Source organism: Thermosporothrix hazakensis, from assembly GCF_003253565.1.
Classification (GTDB): Bacteria; Chloroflexota; Ktedonobacteria; order Ktedonobacterales; family Ktedonobacteraceae; genus Thermosporothrix; species Thermosporothrix hazakensis.
In genome coordinates this window covers 651,944-669,070 of the sequence record NZ_QKUF01000001.1, presented here as the reverse complement: position 1 = coordinate 669,070, position 17,127 = coordinate 651,944, and the positions used below count along the sequence as shown (strand labels likewise).

Annotated in this window: 19 protein-coding genes; 8 read left to right on the top strand and 11 right to left on the bottom strand. The window is 53.8% G+C overall.

What is annotated here, in order from left to right:
* Nucleotides 1-11: 11 nt before the first annotated feature.
* Nucleotides 12-659: a 6TM ABC transporter family protein gene (locus EI42_RS02840; RefSeq protein WP_111318605.1), complete on the bottom strand. Its 648-nt coding sequence runs from the start codon at nucleotides 657-659 to the stop codon at nucleotides 12-14.
* Nucleotides 660-744: 85 nt separating this feature from the next.
* On the opposite strand from EI42_RS02840, the gene EI42_RS02835 reads away from it, so the two are divergent.
* From EI42_RS02835 to EI42_RS02805, 8 genes are all read left to right on the top strand, one after another.
* Complete coding sequence (locus EI42_RS02835; RefSeq protein ID WP_111318603.1) at nucleotides 745-1,266, top strand: GNAT family N-acetyltransferase; 522 nt, start codon at nucleotides 745-747, stop codon at nucleotides 1,264-1,266.
* Between the two features lie 175 nt (nucleotides 1,267-1,441).
* The gene (locus EI42_RS02830; RefSeq protein WP_111318601.1) at nucleotides 1,442-2,785 is read left to right on the top strand and encodes a cytochrome ubiquinol oxidase subunit I; all 1,344 of its coding nucleotides are present in this window, start codon (nucleotides 1,442-1,444) and stop codon (nucleotides 2,783-2,785) included.
* A 4-nt stretch (nucleotides 2,786-2,789) separates the two neighbouring features.
* On the top strand, nucleotides 2,790-3,842 hold the full coding sequence (locus tag EI42_RS02825) for a cytochrome d ubiquinol oxidase subunit II (protein ID WP_111318599.1): 1,053 nt from the start codon (nucleotides 2,790-2,792) through the stop codon (nucleotides 3,840-3,842).
* Between the two features lie 174 nt (nucleotides 3,843-4,016).
* Nucleotides 4,017-6,587 (top strand): heavy metal translocating P-type ATPase, encoded by a 2,571-nt coding sequence (locus tag EI42_RS02820; RefSeq protein ID WP_111318597.1) that lies wholly within the window; start codon nucleotides 4,017-4,019, stop codon nucleotides 6,585-6,587.
* Nucleotides 6,588-6,916: 329 nt separating this feature from the next.
* Nucleotides 6,917-7,042, top strand: a complete 126-nt coding sequence (locus EI42_RS34220) for a hypothetical protein (protein WP_281278935.1) — start codon at nucleotides 6,917-6,919, stop codon at nucleotides 7,040-7,042.
* Nucleotides 7,043-7,332: 290 nt separating this feature from the next.
* A complete protein-coding gene (gene menA, locus EI42_RS02815; protein ID WP_111318595.1) occupies nucleotides 7,333-8,271 on the top strand; it encodes a 1,4-dihydroxy-2-naphthoate octaprenyltransferase in 939 nt (312 codons plus the stop codon).
* A gap of 144 nt (nucleotides 8,272-8,415) precedes the next feature.
* Nucleotides 8,416-9,192 carry a hypothetical protein gene (locus EI42_RS02810; protein ID WP_137686100.1) on the top strand — a complete coding sequence of 259 codons (777 nt, stop codon included), beginning with the start codon at nucleotides 8,416-8,418 and terminating at the stop codon, nucleotides 9,190-9,192.
* Nucleotides 9,193-9,265: 73 nt separating this feature from the next.
* Nucleotides 9,266-9,826 (top strand): hypothetical protein, encoded by a 561-nt coding sequence (locus tag EI42_RS02805; RefSeq protein WP_111318591.1) that lies wholly within the window; start codon nucleotides 9,266-9,268, stop codon nucleotides 9,824-9,826.
* Nucleotides 9,827-9,863: 37 nt separating this feature from the next.
* Here EI42_RS02805 and EI42_RS02800 read toward each other — a convergent pair whose 3' ends face one another.
* The 10 genes from EI42_RS02800 to rpiA all read right to left on the bottom strand — a co-directional run bounded on the left by EI42_RS02800 (nucleotide 9,864) and on the right by rpiA (nucleotide 17,041).
* Nucleotides 9,864-10,493 carry a histidine phosphatase family protein gene (locus EI42_RS02800; protein WP_111318589.1) on the bottom strand — a complete coding sequence of 210 codons (630 nt, stop codon included), beginning with the start codon at nucleotides 10,491-10,493 and terminating at the stop codon, nucleotides 9,864-9,866.
* 58 nt (nucleotides 10,494-10,551) lie between these two features.
* Entirely contained in the window at nucleotides 10,552-10,884 is a 333-nt protein-coding gene (locus EI42_RS02795) for a PRC-barrel domain-containing protein (RefSeq protein ID WP_111318587.1), read from the bottom strand.
* Entirely contained in the window at nucleotides 10,865-11,290 is a 426-nt protein-coding gene (locus tag EI42_RS02790; protein WP_111318585.1) for a PRC-barrel domain-containing protein, read from the bottom strand. The genes EI42_RS02795 and EI42_RS02790 overlap by 20 nt, the downstream gene beginning before the upstream one ends.
* Complete coding sequence (locus EI42_RS02785) at nucleotides 11,291-12,514, bottom strand: NRAMP family divalent metal transporter (protein WP_111318583.1); 1,224 nt, start codon at nucleotides 12,512-12,514, stop codon at nucleotides 11,291-11,293.
* Nucleotides 12,511-12,915, bottom strand: coding sequence for a hypothetical protein (locus EI42_RS02780; protein ID WP_111318581.1), 405 nt, complete (start codon nucleotides 12,913-12,915; stop codon nucleotides 12,511-12,513). The genes EI42_RS02785 and EI42_RS02780 overlap by 4 nt, the downstream gene beginning before the upstream one ends.
* Nucleotides 12,916-12,998: 83 nt before the next feature.
* The gene (locus EI42_RS02775) at nucleotides 12,999-13,829 is read right to left on the bottom strand and encodes an energy-coupling factor transporter transmembrane component T family protein (RefSeq protein ID WP_111318579.1); all 831 of its coding nucleotides are present in this window, start codon (nucleotides 13,827-13,829) and stop codon (nucleotides 12,999-13,001) included.
* On the bottom strand, nucleotides 13,826-14,683 hold the full coding sequence (locus EI42_RS02770) for an ATP-binding cassette domain-containing protein (RefSeq protein WP_111318577.1): 858 nt from the start codon (nucleotides 14,681-14,683) through the stop codon (nucleotides 13,826-13,828). Before EI42_RS02770 ends, EI42_RS02775 begins: the two co-directional genes overlap by 4 nt.
* A gap of 13 nt (nucleotides 14,684-14,696) precedes the next feature.
* Entirely contained in the window at nucleotides 14,697-15,539 is an 843-nt protein-coding gene (locus tag EI42_RS02765) for an ATP-binding cassette domain-containing protein (protein WP_111318575.1), read from the bottom strand.
* Between the two features lie 6 nt (nucleotides 15,540-15,545).
* Nucleotides 15,546-16,154 carry an ECF transporter S component gene (locus EI42_RS02760; protein WP_211326000.1) on the bottom strand — a complete coding sequence of 203 codons (609 nt, stop codon included), beginning with the start codon at nucleotides 16,152-16,154 and terminating at the stop codon, nucleotides 15,546-15,548.
* Between the two features lie 179 nt (nucleotides 16,155-16,333).
* Nucleotides 16,334-17,041: a ribose-5-phosphate isomerase RpiA gene (rpiA, locus tag EI42_RS02755; protein ID WP_111318573.1), complete on the bottom strand. Its 708-nt coding sequence runs from the start codon at nucleotides 17,039-17,041 to the stop codon at nucleotides 16,334-16,336.
* Nucleotides 17,042-17,127: the final 86 nt, after the last annotated feature.

The window sequence follows — 17,127 nt, the reverse complement described above, 5'->3', positions numbered from 1 at the left end:
GGTGCAAGGAGCTAGCGGGCACGTTGTCGCTGGACGAAAATAGCGGTGATTACGGCAATAAATCCTGCAAAACAGAGCGAGAGGCCTGCCTGCGGACTACCGGTAAAACTCCAGAGAATGACACCGATGACCTCAAGTAAGATGCCGCCTGCGAAAAGGAGCGTAATCGCCAGCGGGGAGGTGTCAAATTTAGCACTGACCTCCTGACGCTCATAGCTTGGGGCCTCGCGTCTCTCCTCTGTGGTTTGCGGCTGCTCAAAGGCCTCACTGGCTGTCGGGGCATGCTCTTCAATGGCGGAACGAAGTGCCCGGTACAATTCTTCAATTTTGGCACGGGAGGAGCGCACATAGACAGTTCGTTCTCCATCGCTGATACTTAATTCACGGAACAACGGCTCAAAGCTCTTCTGACGGAGCGTTACTCGTTTGATGGAGGCAAGCGGAATAGCATCAAGGAAGAGATATTCTCGCGGGAAACTGCGGTAATAAAAGCCAAAAACGCGCTGGTTGGTGAGCACAACGTCTCCCGCCTCGCTACGCTTCTCTTTGCCATTATCCCAGATACCGGGAATATCAAGCAGAGGCTGTTCATCTGGCTGTAATTGCTTGTCGAGCCCTTTCAGGCTTTTGATGATCTTTTGCGCCTGGCTTTGAGACACCGCGTTTGCTCCTCCTGCGAATAGAACCAGAATAGAATTTTTCAAATCAAGGCAGATTATACCATAGTGACAGGAGTGTGCGTAGATGGTTGTTACCATTCGTCCGGCGCGAACTGAAGACGCGCATGGCATTGCTTTCGTTCACACTGAGAGCTGGCAGACCACCTATCAGGGGTTGATGCCCGCCGAATATATCGCGCAGCGTACGTTAGAGCGGCGTCAGCGAACCTGGGAACATGTGTTGCAGCAGCCCGATGCGCTGGTCTATGTGGCGGAGGATAAACAAGGGCGGCTTGTGGGCTTTGCGAACGGCGGACCGTTACGGAGCGATGATCCCGGCTATGCCGCCGAAGTATATTGCCTTTATCTGTTACAGGAAGCGCAGAGGCAGGGGCTCGGACGCACATTGGTGAGGGTGCTGGTAGCAGATTTCCTCGCGCATGGTATGGAGAGTATGCTGATCTGGGTGCTTGCCACCAATCCGGCACGGCGCTTCTATGAGGCGCTTGGAGGCATACTGGTTAGAGAAATGATGGTGGAAGATAACGGCTTTTCATTGCATGAGGTTGCCTACGGTTGGCCCGATTTGCGCGCGATGTCGTTTTGATCTGCTTCCCGGTATTCTGCGCGCATTGTTGTTGTTGACATAAATGCGGCGTGTAACGAATACTCGCTCTGGACACGTGTAGCATAAGGAAAGGGTGATTCGGGTGGCGCCGTGGTGCGGAGGGGAGAGAAGAAGTCAGTTCCTCAATTTTAGAAGGAGTAGAGGTGAATTTCGTATGTCAGACCTGCTCGCTGCACGTGCCCAGATGGGAACGTCCCTGGCATTCCATATTATCTTTTCGGCTCTCGGGGTCGGACTGCCTCTTCTATTCTGCATAGCCGAGGGTCTGGCGCTTAAAACGAAGAATCGAGACTGGATGTTACTGACTCGCCGTTGGTCAAAGGGAGCCGCCATTCTGTTTGCGATTGGCGCTGTATCCGGTACCATTCTCTCGTTTGAACTCGGGCTTCTGTGGCCAACGTTTATGGATTTTGGCGGCGGGGTGATCGGATATCCTTTTATGCTGGAAGGATTTGCCTTCTTTCTGGAAGCTATCTTTCTTGGTCTCTACCTGTATGGCTGGAATCGGCTTTCTCCGCGTGCCCACTGGCTCTGTTCTTTTCCGGTTTGGATCAGTGCGCTGGTCTCGGCCTGGTTTGTGGTCAGTGCGAATGCATGGATGAATACGCCGACGGGCTTCGTTTTAAAGAATGGAAGGCCGGTTGATATTGATCCCATTCAAGCCATGCTGAATCCAAGCACGCCTTATGAAACCATTCACATGATGCTGGCCTGTTATGTAGCAACCGGGTTCGCAGTGGCGGCTGTCTATGCCTGGGGTATTCTGCGCGGCAAACGAGACAACTATCATCGCAAAGGTTTGATGATCGGCATGTTGATGGCTGTGATCGCCACCCCCTTGCAGATTATCAGCGGTGACTTCAATGCTCGCTTCCTTTCTGATGCACAGCCGACCAAGTTTGCGGCGATGGAGGCGGTCTTTCACTCCGGCAATGGCCTGCCGATCACGATCGGGGGTCTGGTCGACCCTGACAATCGGACGGTGCACTACGGTATTGAGCTGCCAAAGCTGTTAAGCGTGCTGGCAAAGGGCGATCCAAACGCGCCTTTGAAGGGCCTGGATCAGTTTGCTCCCTCTGACTGGCCGAATATCCCGCTGGTGCATCTTTCGTTTGATGTGATGGTTGGCTGTGGTTTCTTCGGATTGCTGGTTGCGGCTGTTTTCTGGATCTCCACGGCGATCAAGCGGCGAATTCCGCTCAACCGTGTGTTGCTCTGGGGGGTTGTGATTGCCGGGCCGCTGGCTTTTCTTGCCATCGAAACCGGTTGGATGGTGACCGAGCTTGGACGGCAACCCTGGACAATCGTTGGTTTTCTCCGTACGGCAGATGCCGCTACACCGGCTCCCTGGGTAACTATCAGTTTTCTGGTGTTCTCGCTGGTCTATATTCTGCTGGCTGTGGCGTTGATCGGGTTGCTACTCTGGGTTGCTCGTTCTCCAATGCCACAGGTTGGAATGCCGGGCCAGGAGCAGCCAGTAGAGAAAGCGGGGGTGTAGTTGGATGGATGTTGCATTGCTGGCCCTGATCGTTCTCTGGTTGGCCTTAATTACCTATACCGTGTTGGGGGGCGCCGACTTTGGAGCTGGCGTACTGGGAATATTCACGGGCAGGAATGCGGAGCGCCAGCATGAATTTATCAATCATGCGCTTGGGCCTGTCTGGGAAGCAAACCATGTCTGGCTGATCTTTCTGGTGGTCGGCTTGTTTACTCTCTTTCCAAAGGGATTCGCTATCCTGTGTGTTGCGCTTTTCTTTCCGCTGTTGCTGGCCTTACTCGGTATCGTCTTACGTGGTGCGGCATTCATTTTTCGCTATTATGCGCCGGATACGAGTAGCCTGTTCGCAAATGTGTGGTGGAAGGTTTTTAATATTGCCAGCGCCCTGACTCCGTTTTTTCTGGGAGCCAGTGCCGCAGCGGTTGCCAGCGGTCATCTGCTTGACCCGAGCGGAAAGCCAAACGCGGCGAATGTTTCTCCCTGGCTCTCTCCCTTTGCGATCATTATTGGTCTGATGGGTATTGCACTCTGCACAGCATTGGCGGCGGTCTATCTAACAGTTGAGGCGAAAGACGCTCAGGACGCGTTTCTCTGCGAATCCTACCGTAAGAAAGCGTTGATCGCGGGCGCGGTTACTGCCGTGCTTGGCCTGCTTGGTCTGCTGCTCTCGCCGATCTATGCGCCCGGGCTCTGGCGGGGCATGCTGGGACATGGCATCCCGCTGGTGATTGTGTCCATGCTGCTTGGATTGCTCACAGCGGCGCTGCTCTGGCTGAAACAATATCGGCTGTCGCGCCTGGCGGTGATTGTTGCGACGGCATTCCTGTTGAGCGCCTGGGGCTTCTCGCAATATCCGTATCTGGTTCCGCCTGCTCTGACGGTCTCTGCGGCGGCGAACGAGCCAAATGTCATCAAGGTCGTGCTGATTTCGGTCTTGATCGGTTTAATTATCCTGCTGCCGTCGCTCTACTACCTGTACTCGATCTTTAAGCTGCCGTATCCTGCTCCCGGGCGCGTTACTCAACCGGAGGGACACAGGAAATCTGATGGGGCCTGAGACTGAACGAGGGAGCCCGATGCGGTTCCCTCCCTTTTTGCTTTTTTGGGGAGCAATGAGAAAAAAGAGAAACAAAAAGCCTTGACGAATGCTTGACACCTGACTTATAATTGGACTGTACCCCCTACCAGGGGGTATGGGTTAAGACAATAGCAAAAAGTCAGGAAAACTGCTATGAGCATTGAGATACAAAAGCCAGCGGCAGGAGCGCAGAAGGTAACACTGGACATTGAGGGGATGACCTGTGCAGCCTGCGTGCGGCGAATCGAGAAGGGGCTGCTCAAGGTCCCCGGCATACTGGATGCAAATGTCAATCTGGCAACCGAGAAGGCCCAGGTGACATACGACGCGCAGGAAACCGGCGTAGAGCAGATGGTCAAGAAGGTTGAGGCGCTTGGCTACAAGGCCACACCTGAGCAACAGGCCGCGCCGAGTCAGCAACAACTGATGTTGAATGTGACTGGTATGACCTGTGCCGCTTGTGCGATGCGCATTGAGAAAGGGCTAAAGAAAGTCCCGGGTGTGCTGGATGCAAGTGTCAATCTGGCAACCGAGAAGGCCCAGGTGACATATAACGCGCAGGAAACCGGCGTAGAGCAGATGGTCAAGAAGGTTGAGGCGCTTGGCTATGGCGCGGCTCCAGTGGAGGACGTACAGCCTTCCGTTGAGAGTGCTGGCCTGAGTCCGGCTGATCTGCTCAAGCAGGAAGAGGAACATAGTCAGCGCAAGGCCCGTGAGATTCGCCATAAGCGCAATCTGTTGATTCTGGGCGTGGTGCTGGCGATTCCGGTAGCGATTCTGGGCATGTTCTTTATGAATCGCTTCCCGGGTGAAAACATTTTGTTATTGGTTCTGACAACGCCCATCTGGCTGGTTGTCGGTTGGGACTTCCACAAGGGGGCGTTAAAGAATCTCCGGCACTTCAGCGCTAATATGGATACGCTGGTGTCGCTTGGTTCAACTACAGCATATGTGATGAGTGTGGTTGCGACCTTTGCACCACAGCTTGTCGGCCATATGACCTTCTATGATACGACGGCCCTGATTATCGTGCTGATTTTTCTGGGCAAGTACCTTGAGGCGCGCGCCCGGGGGCAGACGAGCGAGGCTATCAAGAAGCTGGCCGGTTTACAGCCGCGCGTGGCTCATGTGGTGCGTGATGGCATGGAAGTCGATGTCCCGGTTGAACAGGTGCGTGTGAACGATCTGCTGGTTGTGAAGCCGGGTGAGAAGATTCCGGTGGATGGTATGGTTGTGACTGGATCGTCCGCTGTTGATGAGTCCATGATTACCGGTGAGAGTCTGCCTGTTGAGAAGACGGAGGGCGATAACCTCATTGGGGCAACGATCAACCAGCGCGGTCTGCTGCGCATGCGTGCCTCAAAGGTAGGCGCTGATACAGTGCTGGCTCATATCATTCGTCTGACCGAGCAGGCGCAGGGCTCGAAAGCGCCGATTCAGCGCATCGCGGATACCATTTCGGGCATCTTTGTTCCGGTAGTGCTGGTGATCGCGGTGTTCACTTTCGTTGGCTGGCTGATCGCTTTGACAACCTTCCAAACAGAGACTATGCAACTGATGAGCTCGCTCAGCGGCGGGTCAATGATGATGATGCGTGATCCGGTGATCTCATCGATTGTGGCTGCGGTTTCGGTGCTGGTTGTGGCCTGTCCCTGTGCGCTTGGTCTGGCAACGCCGACCGCGATTATCGTCGGTACCGGCAAGGGGGCAGAGAAGGGCATCCTGATTAAAGGCGGTGAGAGCCTGGAGCGGGCACAGAGTATTCAGAATGTGCTGCTCGATAAGACCGGAACCATCACGGAAGGCAAGCCGTCACTGACCGATGTTGTGGCCGTTATGGGCTTGAAAGAGCAGGACATTTTGCGCCTGGCTGCTTCGGCTGAACAGGGTTCTGAGCACCCGTTGGCAGCAGCAATCGTTGAGGGTGTGAAAGAGCGGGGAATCACGCTGACTGCTCCGCAAGAGTTTACGGCGCTGGTCGGCCGCGGAATCAAAGCAGTTGTTGAGGGCCGCACGGTCCTGATCGGAACACGCCGCCTGCTGGAAGAGCATCAGATCAGCTATGAGAGCGTCGCATCACAGGTCGAAGGCATGGAGCAGCAGGGCAAAACGGCGATGCTGGTTGCGGTTGACGGCGCGACGGTCGGTGTTGTAGGAGTGGCCGATACGGTGAAAGCGGACTCCGCTGCCGCCATTCAACAGCTCCACGCAGAGAATATCGATGTCTGGATGATTACTGGCGACAATAAGCGAACAGCCCGAGCGATCGCAGCTCAGGTCGGCATTCCTGAAGAGCGTGTTCTGGCCGAGGTGCTGCCGGAAGATAAAGCCAATCAGGTCAAGCGCTTGCAGGAAAGTGGACGGGTGATCGCCTTTGCCGGTGATGGCATTAACGACGCTCCGGCGCTGGTTCAGGCTGATGTCGGTATCGCGATGGGAACCGGCACTGATATCGCGATGGAGGCTGCTGATATCACGCTGGTCAAGGGCAATCTCAAGAGTGTAGCAACCGCGCTCTCGCTCTCGAAAGCGACCATGCGCACTATCAAGCAGAATCTCTTCTGGGCTTTCGCCTATAACTCGGTGCTGATCCCGGTGATGATTCTGTCACCGCTGATTCCCTTCTTGAACGAGCAGGCTCCGATCTTCGCGGCGGCGGCAATGGCGCTCTCTTCGGTCACGGTGGTGACGAACTCCCTGCGTCTGCGTCGCTTTCAGAAATAATGTTCAGAAAACAAGGAAAAGGACGGGTATAGTGAGAACAGATACCCGCCCTTTCCTTTTTGGGTGCGCTCCATGGTATGGATGCCTTGCGTTACCTCTGGAGCTGCCGGGCTACCGAGTCGGGGACAACCAGTAGCCCTCTCCCATAACTGATGACGTGTTCAGCACTGAACATCGGGTAGTGACCGCTCTTCATTTCGCGTAACCCGGCCCCCCAGTTCAAAACCTGCTATCCGGAGTGCCGCGGGATCAAGCAGGATGTTTTTCACGATGCCTATCACCTCGCCGTCTTCCGCTCAGAACGAGATAATTGAGCAGATGATGCTCCAGTGGAAAGCGTTCAGCCCGGCCTCTTTCTCTTTGACCAGCTTCTCTTCTTTGTCGAAAGTGACGGCGTCATTGCCTATCGTCCGGATATCCTCGGTCAGCAGCGCTGGAGACCCGTCTTGAGCTGAAGGGCGCAAACGACATTTGTTGCAGGAGCGAAATAGAAGCCTTCAATGGGTCCTGCTTTCTCTCCCATGTCTATGGCGACGACGGCGAGGCCATAGAGCTCCGACCATTTTTGTACTCGGTCTGCATCCCTTCGCTCCTTGCTCCCGACTGGAAGGAGCCGGCGAAGCTCATCGGGTGGTAAGCCAATCCTTTGACTTTTCACGGCTCTCGTTTTACTATTTTTAGTATACTGGATTCCCTGAAATTGGTACCGGGGTTTTATCTCAGAAACAGGAATATCGTGTAATTTATGAGTGATATACAGCCAACAGTAGCAAGCGGGAAACCACCCGCATGGAAAGTATGGGTCAAGACAGCACGCCCATTTACGTTGACTGCGACAGTGAGTCCGGTGCTGGTCGGAACCACATTTGCAGCGTATCAAGGAACGTTCCATTTCTGGATTTTCCTGACCACCTTTTTCTCGTGCCTGTTCCTTCAGATAGGGACAAACTTTTTTAATGAATACTTTGACTATCTCTATGGGCTTGACCATGCGGGATCGCTTGGCGCCTCGACCGTAATCTTTCGCAATGAGATGACAGCGGGTCAGGTGCTTGGCGGCGCAATTGGTTGCTTTGTGATTGCGATCATACTGGGTGTTGTACTGATCTTTCTGGTCGGTCCGGTGGTGATCCTGTTTGGTGTGGGTGGCATGCTGATTGCCTACTTCTATAGTGCAAAGCCGTTCAAATTCGCCAGCCGCGGTCTCGGTGATGTGATGGTGTATCTGGCGATGGGCTTTCTTGTCACCTGGGGCTCGTACTTTGTGCAGATCCATGAATGGTCATGGCAGGCCTTTGCTGCCAGTGTGCCTATCGGCTTTCTGGAAACCGCGATTCTGAACATGAATAATGTGCGCGATTATCAGGATGATAAGGCAGTGAATAAGAAGACGCTGCCAGTGCGCTTTGGTCTGAAGTTTGGGCAGCGCTACCATGCAGCCCTACTTTTCGGAAGCTATGTGGCGATTCTGCTCTTTGTGCTGGTCGGACTCCTGCCACCTCTCAGCCTGCTGGTGCTGATTACCTTCCCACTGGCATGGGTGAATGTGCGCGCAGTGCTGACGGCGACGGAGCGTAAGGCGTTTATGATTGGCATTAAGCGTACGGCCTTGCTCCTCTTCCAGTTTGGACTTGTTTTCTCGCTGGCCTTCGTGCTTGCCATCTTTGTGATGCCCCACGCTTAGCTTTCTGCACTATTTCTCTGTCATCTCTCAATCTATACGAGTGAGATGGCAGAGATTTTTTATGGAAAAGATATATGTTTTTCTATATTATTTCAAATGATAATTGACGAAAGAGAAATGTGATGGTATAAATTATAGAAGGAGATGAAATGGCACTTGTGGCAACGCGCAAAGGTTGTGACTCTAGTGGGAGTGCGTGTGAAAGGAGAACGAAAAGCAATGGTTGCCGGGTATTGGAGATTGCGCGCTCAGAAATCTCCAGAAGCAGTCATCAAAATCCTCGCACGTCGGGCTCTGGCTCAAGATAAAGTTTTACGGATGTCAAATGCTGCGTTCGCAGTAGAAGAGGGGGGAGATGTGGTGGTTGTAGAGTCAATGAAGCAGGCGAAATCGCGTTCGCGCACAAAACGTTCCGTCCTCCCTGGCCAGGAAAAACGGATTGTCATTCCCCGGCAAGAAGCGTTTGAGTGTATTGCTGAGGCTGCGCAAGACAAGTCCAGGCAGTTGCGCGAGAAATTCTACCGCTATCATCGTCAAACCTGGCTCTGGTTCCTCGGGTGTGCTGTGGGGATGTCCGGCGTCATTATCAATTCCGTGCTGCTGGCTTTACTCATCTTGATCCCTGGCATTTTTCACTATTTCACTCCAACCTTATTGACGCTGTTGATTGCTGACGCTCTCAGCCTGCTTGCCGTCGCGCTGATCTTTCGCCAGACAAAAGCGTTCTGCCAGCAAGTTGATTTTACTGTAGAAGACATGCTTCAGGTCGACTGGTTATGTAAAACAGTAAAGGACATCGCGGCTATTCCGCTGGATTCACCGACAAAAGAGCTTCTCCAGGAAGTCCTGCTTGTGCGTTCTCTCGGTGGAGAGAATAAGCGTGTGGTAAAAGAGTATGTGAAGGCTGTATACTTAAAATAGAATGAATGTTCTATCGATTGTGTGACGGTTCCGTATGGCTCTCTGTTTGGAGTTATGGAGGGGAGGAAAGAGTATGCCGGTGGTGTGGAGACGGCGCAAAGATCTACAGCCGGATAAAGAGCGATCAACGCAACAGACGTTGCAGGTTGAACATCTCTCCCTGGCAGAAGACCTGAAGCCCTTACAGATCGCATATGAGCGCTGCTATATAGAAGCCCGTTTGTGGTTTTATGTGAGCATTGTTGCTGCGATTATTGCCACATTTACCACTATCGCTTTAGGTGTGCTGATTGTGAACTTCGTTATCTGGCGGGGAAGCACAACCTCCTCGCTGGTAGAAACGCTTGCCGCCGCGGTCAGCAGCATGATCAATGGCGTGATCACCTATCTTGTCTTCTCGCAGAAAAAGTATGCCAACGAGCGGCTTGATAGCTATGCTTATCGAATCAGCAAGATGGTGGATGAAGATGAGGACGAGGAGCGTCGAGGGAACCTGATTGGTCTGGTGCTCTCCTCGCATTTGAGCCAGGAGGAACAGAGCAAGCTTATCAAGGAGATCATCGTCAGCAGCCAGCGGAAGCGACCGACGCGCCTGCCCGAACAATCCCTTGTCGAGAGAATGCCTGAGCTGTAGCTTGAAAGGTCGCCTCGTTTTCTGGCTGCCTGTCTTCTCAGACGCGCAGGTGTTGTATATGCGTAGTATCGTTGTAGCGTACCAGTGTTGCCTGATCTCCCTGTAGGTGTACTTCTGAAAGGCCCGTCGGCTCCATCTCCAGGCGGCGACTACTGCGCAGATTCAGCTCTAACATATGCCCGATCAGCAGACGAAGCACCGTTTTATGCGATACAATCAACACCGTCTGGCCTGTATGTGTCTTCACTATTTCATCCAGGCAGGGAACAAGCCTTGCCAGCACTGCCTGTGGTGTTTCGCCATCAGGAGGCCAGGCGCGCCAGGAACCGCGGTCCCAGGCGGCCAGCAAGTCGGGATCACGTCGTGCCAGCTCGCTGCGGGGCAAGTCCTCCCAGGAACCGAAATCCATTTCGCGTAGCTCCTCCCGCTGTTGTAGGGGTAAACCGGTTATCCGGGCCAATGGAGTCGCGGTCTGAATGGCTCGTTGCTGAGGGCTGGAATAAAGCGCGTGGATAGGCTCATCGCGAAGCCGTTCTGCCAGAGCGGCAGCCTGCTGTACTCCATACTCGGTCAGTGGAACTTCGGTGCGGCCACAACAATAACCATCGCGGCTGGTTCTGGTCTGTCCATGCCGCACGAACAGGAGACGAGTCGTACCAGTATTCATAGAAAAAAAGCATACCTCTCGTTTCTCAGATAGTCATAAAGTATCATAGCAGAAATGGTCACTCGTCTTCAGGGGCTGCTGGAACAGAGTAGCTTTGCTTGTCAGGTAAACTACGGACGATGATCGCCTTTTTCTCGACGCGCAGTACGTGTTCCCAGAGCACTATTTGCGTATCGGGCCGTACTTTTAGCAGACGTGCAAAGGGCAGCGCTACGTGTAACCGATGGAGAAGGCCGTACCGGCCGCAGAGCAGCGCCGTAATTGTATACGTTGGTTCGGTTGATTTATCTGCTTGCTTCGACACCTGAATATCCAACACATGGCCGATCAGTTTACCTTCGGTCGAAACGATCCTCTTATCAAGCACCTCTTCAATTCTCAGAACTCTCATAGCCACTTCCCGGAATCCAGCGAAAAAGAGTGCGTGCAATCCATTGTTCTGAGCGTCCCGGGCCATAGTGGGAGGCTGGACCATGCAATAGCAGGGTTGGGCCAAAACGCTTGACCTCGCTGAGTGGTATCTTATATTCAAACCGACCGTGCAGGAAGAAATGCAGCCACTTTCGCAGGCGCGGACTGATGCGACTTGCCAGCGCCTCCGGTCCGACCAGCAGGTGAAGCAGCACAGGAGAGGTATCATCTCCGAGCAGACATTCAATGCTGGCAACGCGTCCGATACGCAGGCCATCCTCTGTCACTAATTGTGAGTCGATAATATCGCGGATCGCAAGCTTTCTTTCCTGCTTCAAGAGGTTGTCCCAGTATTCGCCATATTCGCTTTGCATTGGCTGATCCATTTAGCCACCTCCACTGAGAATAATCAGCGGGAGCGAACTGACCGCGATGACCCATGCAACCGCCAGAATAATGATAATCACGATATTTAAGGCCAGCCCGTTTGTGTAATTCTTCAGGTATTCTCGGTTATTCATCAGGATTAAGAAAGGACTGAGTGAAATGGGCAACAGGAGCGCGATGACAGTCGAGCCGATCAGCGCCAGTTGTTGGGGATCAATTCCGACACTGCCGATGATGAACGCGGTCAGCAGAATACTCATCAGCGCCAGTTTGAAGCGCGCCACCTTGACTGGCTTTTTGTTTTCGCCCCATTCCCAGCCAAATCCCTGGGCGATGTTATAGGAAACCGCAAGGTTGACCTCAAGGGCAGCGCTCAGGCAGGTAGCGAAGAGCGTTGTTGCGTACAGGATAGCGCCCCAGGGCCCAAAGGCTTTCGCGATTGTCAATCCGAGTTCGCCCATTGTACCCGAACTGAGATGCAGGGGCTTGAGGGTCATCGCTCCCAGTATAATTAAGGCCAGTGTCCCGGTACAGCCAAAACTCATACCAATGATCGCTGTAACACGGTTTAGCGTCAAGGAGTGCCTGGTCCAACGCTCTTCCCGTGCTCCTGAAGAGTAAAAATAGAGCAGATAAGGGCTGATAGTCGCGCCAAAAGAGGCCGCGGCCAGATAGAGATATTCGGCGAAATCTCCCTCCGGGATGTCTGGACGCCACAGCGTCGGGAACAGCTCCGGCGGTGGTCCGCCCAGATGAATAATACCCGCGATAAACGAGAGCATAGTGAGTCCGAGCAGCGAAGGAGCGTTTTCGATAAAGCTGAACGAGGCTCGCCAGCCAATCAGCCAGATAAGCAGAGCCGAGAGCGGGGAGAGCCAGTGCCAGGAGATCCCGGTCAGTAGCGAGAGCGCGACGGCAACGCCTCCAATTTCGGCGGAGAGCAGCAGGGTACTGGCGATAATCTCGCTACAGAGAATGACAAGATAAAAGCGGAAGCCGAAATTCTCGCGTATGGCCTCAGCATAGGTTTTCTGGGAGATGGCGGTAAAGCGCCCGATCATTTCGATCAGCAGGATCACAGCAATGGTTGCCAGAAGTACCACCCAGATCAGGCCAAAGCTGAAGCGGGCTCCGGCTTCTCCAGCGGTGACGATGGTTCCGGCGTCAAGAAAGCCTCCCATTGCTGTCATGATGCCAAGCAGGATCCCAAACCATTTTCTCACGACTTCCCCGCTTCCTGAAAAAGCCTGCTGGCGGTCTGCAAGCTCTGATATTGTATCTGCCAGTTGCAGGTATTGGTCAGGCAGGGCTGTTTTAGAGCCTGAAAGGCAGGTCGAAAGCTGGCAAGTAATGGTTTGATTTGAGCAAGAGGAGGAGCGCCTTCTAAGGTGGCAAGCTGCTGGTCGGTTCCTGCAATTGTCCCCACTAATTGCTCAAAGGTCGAGCGGGCATAGGGAAGCGGCAGTTTTCCCTGATGCACATATTGCAGGGTAACTGCTCCCGCCGCGAAAGTAGCGCCCGCATTGGTAACAGTGCGCTCGAAATCGGTATTGGTGAAACGACAACTGACCAGAAAAACAAGGCAGAACAGGCAGAAGCAACAGGATTTCAGGTGTTGTGTCATAGTGTGTGCTCCTTCTGCAAACGCCCCGAAGGCTTTATTACATAGACACGAAGAAGCACACAGAAAAAGAACAGGCTCCGCTCTCACACTGGAGCGAAGCCATTTATGACAAGTGCCAGCACACCCACCAGGCAGACAACAATCAGGGTGATCGCCTCCACACGGGTAAAGGAGAACTGGCGGCGTTTGCTGCGCCTCCATCCCCTGTGCATCCCATAACAGCGGGCCTCCATTGCTGTGCTAAGCGCTTCGGCACGCTTAAAGCTATTGAGAAAGAGTGGCACCAGCAAAGGCGCGAGTTTGCGGGTTCTTTGCAGAAAGTTTCCCTGATCGAAACGCACACCGCGGGCTGCCTGTGCTTTCACCAGCCTCTCGATCTCGGCAAGCGTCAGGGGGATAAACTTCAGTGCGACCACAAAGACCATGATGAAGGCGTTCACCGGCAGGCCGATTTTCTGGAATGGGCTAAGTAGCGCTTCCAGCCCATCGGTAAAGTCAACCATTGAGGTGACAAAGAGCAGCAATGAGGCCAGATAGTAGAGGAAGAAGACGCGAACGAGAATGGTTGCACTGTAGAGCAGCCCTTCACCGCTCAGGCTCAGGATCCCCCAGCGCCAGAAAACATGTTGGGCCGGAGCGCTATAGAAGAGCGTCTGCAGGACGAAGATAAAGGCAAGAAAGCCAAGAAACGGCTTGAAGCCCCGCAGGACGTAGGCGGTCGAGAGGCGCGAGAGACGATGCATCCACAGACAGAGCAGCAGGCAGAGCGCAAAGGCCAGAAAGCTATGGATGATCGAGACAACGATGGTCAGGACAATAAAACAAAAGAGCTTGGTACGCGGATCGATGCGGGTAAGCAGGGAGCCGTTATTAATATACTGCCCGAAAGTGATATTACGGGTAATCTGTATCATGGCTGGGTCTCCATGCGGTCAGGGATGGAAGCGGAGAGCAACACGTCTTCCAGCTCGGCCAGATTGGCCACATCAGTACGCAGGTCAGGGAAGACACTACGCATGTCCAGGGCAATCTGTGCTGCCTCGGGAAGCGCGATATCAAGTGCCGCGATCTCCTCTGCTCGCGCCAGAATGTCGCGGGGACTTCCTGAGAACAGGCATTGTCCTTGATCGAGAATGTGGATGGTGTCGGCCAGTTCGGCCACATCAGCGAGGCTGCTGGATGCATAGATGATCGTCATTCGGTGTTTGAGGGTCGCGATCAGCTCAAGCAATTCGCGTCGGCCCCGGGGATCAAGACCGGCGGTTGGCTCATCGAAGAGCAGCACATCTGGTTGCATCGCCAGCACTCCAGCAATAGCGACGCGGCGCTTCTGCCCTCCGCTCAGGGCGTAGGTGTAGCGGGTCCGAAAATCTTCGTAGGGCAGTCCGACCGCTTCAAGAGATTCTTGCACCAGCCGACGCGATTCGGCAACGCTGATGTTCTTTTGCAAGGGACCAAAGGAGACATCTTTACCGACTGTCTCCTCAAAAATCTGGGCTTCGGGCGATTGGAAGACAATACCCACCTTTGCGCGCAGGCGCTCGATATCGGTGACTGGACTTCCTTCAAAAAGGAAGGTCCCCTCGCCTGGCTGAATAAGCCCTGCCAGCAGATCCAGTAGCGTCGATTTGCCTGCCTTTGTTGGCCCGACAAGCGCCGTCGTTTGTCCGGACTCAATAGAGAGCGAGAGCCGATGCAGGGCCTCTGTCGCGAAAGGTGTGCCCTCTAGATAGGTATAGGAAACGTTATGCAGCGTGAACAGTGTCACTCTTTTCTCCTGTTTATTCTGCCAGGTGTTGCTGGAAGGCAGCTTTCAATTGGGCACTGGAGAGCAGGGTGTGCGGTAGCCAGGTCAGGCCCCGTTCACGCAGCCGTTGCCCAAGTCTACAGATCAGAGGCACATCGAGGCCCACTGCTTCCAGTTCCTCTATACGCGTGAAAAGCTGTGCAGGTGTCTCGTCGAAAAGGATACGCCCCTGATGCATGACGATAGCCCGCTGAAAGTGCGCAACCTCATGCATAAAATGGGTGATATGCACCACAGCCAGTGAGCGCTCTCGTGCCAGACGGTGGACAGTTTCCAGCAAGTGCCGGGCTGTCTGGCCTGAAATCATGGTAGTGGGCTCATCAAGCAGGAGGTAGCGCGGACGCATTGCCAGCACGCCCGCGATGGCGACCCGTTGTTTCTGCCCGATTGAAAGATCTTGAATCGGCATATGGGCATACGCTTCCAGTTGCAGCAGTGCCAGCGCTTCCTGAACGCGCTCCTCAATCTCAGGGCGTGGCAGGCCCAGATTCTCGGGACCAAAGGCGATATCGTCGATGACGGTGTTGGCGACAAGCTGGTCATCGGGATTTTGAAATACAATCCCTACATGCTGACGAATGGTCCAGAGCGCCTCACCATGCGCTGTAGTTGAGAGTCCATCAACCAGAATGGAGCCGCTCGACGGGCGCAGGATTGAGGCTAAGAGCTTCGCCAGTGTGCTTTTTCCTGACCCATTTTGCCCGAGAATGGCAACGGTTTCACCTGGCTCAATCTTCAGGTTGATCTGCTGAAGAACAGGAGAAGCATTACGCTCCTCCCGGCTATAGTGAAATGTAACGTCTTTGACTTCTAACATACTTCTCTAATAGGGCAATTCGTCGCGGTTTTTTGTCTCCGGGGCGTGCACCAGACGACGCTGGACAATAGAATAGCTGCGCACAATCACCTCAGCCAGCAGAGCCGAGATAATTGCCTCCGCGATGGCCTGAGGGAGCACGGTTGGGAGCAGAGCCAGCGGGACGTAGCCGCGCAGCAGGCCCATGCCCAGAACCAGTACCGTATTGGTGGCGGAGCCGAGGAAGCCCGCCATGATTGCGGCAAGGTCCGTATTCAGGCGTTTGAGAGCCGCGAAGACTCCCCAGGCTACCAGACCGATGAAAATACGGGGCAGGATTGAAACCAGTGGATCTTTAAACATCGGGATAGTGGCGTGAAGTAAGCTCATAATACCAAAGATAAGGCCGGAGAAAAAGCCTACCACAGGCCCACCGATGATGCCCCCGATCACGGTTGGAATATGCGCAATTGTGGCGTTCCCGGTAATGTTGGGAATAGGGATAAAGCCGATACCAGGAATAAGGGTAATGCAGATAGTGATCGCAGCCAGAATACCGGCAATCACGATTCGATCGGTTGTGATTGACCAGATAGCGGGCTCGCGGGTAATGTCCCGGTTCCCTTTCTCCTTCAAGATGGCACCTCTTCTTTATCTCAGCCTGATCTGAGAGGCTGAGGATCTTGTTGTTCAACGCATCAAAAAACAGAAGGCGCTCTCTCAAAAAAAGAGTATGCTTGAGAGATAATGCTTCTCAAGCATAATATCTGGCACAGCTTTGTTATGTCAAGCGACTTTTTGAGGTATAAGATGCGCTAGTTTGGCCTGAGTACTTTTATGCCATCTTTTCCTGCAATAATCGCTTCTTCGGCCATCTTCAGGAAGAAGCCGGTATCGACGAGGCCGACAATGCGCTGCATGGCTGTGTCAATTGCTTCTGGGTCGGCGACTCCATCGGGGAATGTGCAATCAAGAATGACATTGCCGTTGTCAGTGATGAATGGAGCATCTGAAGCGGGTTTCTGGCGAAGCTTGACCAGTGCTCCCAGAGCCTCCAGACGACGACGAACCGGAGTGATGGCGAAAGGCACGACCTCTGCCGGGATGGGACAGTGTGTCCCGAGTCGCTGAACCAGCTTGGTCTCATCTGCAATTACAACAAAGCGGCGGGCGGCTGTGGCAACAATTTTCTCGCGCAACAAAGCGCCTCCACCGCCCTTCACAAGGCGCAGGAAGGGATCAATCTCATCGGCGCCATCTATATAAAGATCAAGCGTCGGATTGAAATCAAGAGTTGTGACAGGAATACCAACTTTCTTCGCCAGTTCCTGTGAACCGAGCGAGGAGGAGACTGCACCTTTGATTTGGAGCCCCTCCTGAATGCGCTGACCCAGTGCGGTAATGAAGTAATGTGCGGTTGTGCCAGTCCCAAGACCAACAAGCATCCCATCTTCGACTAGCTCCGCTGCCCGGGTTCCTGCTGCCTTTTTCCAGGATTCAAGCAGGTTTTCGTGGGGTATCATGGTTCCTCCCAACAGAATGAAGAGACGCGCGTAGGCGTCTCTTTTCTGGAATGTCTATTCCTAGATGAGTATAGCACGTCGCACAA

Coding starts and splice junctions, on each gene's coding strand:
- EI42_RS02835 (WP_111318603.1), top strand. CDS start 745: ATGGTTGTTACCATTCGTCCGGCGCGAACTGAAGACGCGCATGGCATT.
- EI42_RS02830 (WP_111318601.1), top strand. CDS start 1,442: ATGTCAGACCTGCTCGCTGCACGTGCCCAGATGGGAACGTCCCTGGCA.
- EI42_RS02825 (WP_111318599.1), top strand. CDS start 2,790: ATGGATGTTGCATTGCTGGCCCTGATCGTTCTCTGGTTGGCCTTAATT.
- EI42_RS02820 (WP_111318597.1), top strand. CDS start 4,017: ATGAGCATTGAGATACAAAAGCCAGCGGCAGGAGCGCAGAAGGTAACA.
- menA (WP_111318595.1), top strand. CDS start 7,333: ATGAGTGATATACAGCCAACAGTAGCAAGCGGGAAACCACCCGCATGG.
- EI42_RS02810 (WP_137686100.1), top strand. CDS start 8,416: ATGAAATGGCACTTGTGGCAACGCGCAAAGGTTGTGACTCTAGTGGGA.
- EI42_RS02805 (WP_111318591.1), top strand. CDS start 9,266: ATGCCGGTGGTGTGGAGACGGCGCAAAGATCTACAGCCGGATAAAGAG.
- EI42_RS02800 (WP_111318589.1), bottom strand. CDS start 10,493: ATGAATACTGGTACGACTCGTCTCCTGTTCGTGCGGCATGGACAGACC.
- EI42_RS02795 (WP_111318587.1), bottom strand. CDS start 10,884: ATGAGAGTTCTGAGAATTGAAGAGGTGCTTGATAAGAGGATCGTTTCG.
- EI42_RS02790 (WP_111318585.1), bottom strand. CDS start 11,290: ATGGATCAGCCAATGCAAAGCGAATATGGCGAATACTGGGACAACCTC.
- EI42_RS02780 (WP_111318581.1), bottom strand. CDS start 12,915: ATGACACAACACCTGAAATCCTGTTGCTTCTGCCTGTTCTGCCTTGTT.
- EI42_RS02775 (WP_111318579.1), bottom strand. CDS start 13,829: ATGATACAGATTACCCGTAATATCACTTTCGGGCAGTATATTAATAAC.
- EI42_RS02765 (WP_111318575.1), bottom strand. CDS start 15,539: ATGTTAGAAGTCAAAGACGTTACATTTCACTATAGCCGGGAGGAGCGT.
- rpiA (WP_111318573.1), bottom strand. CDS start 17,041: ATGATACCCCACGAAAACCTGCTTGAATCCTGGAAAAAGGCAGCAGGA.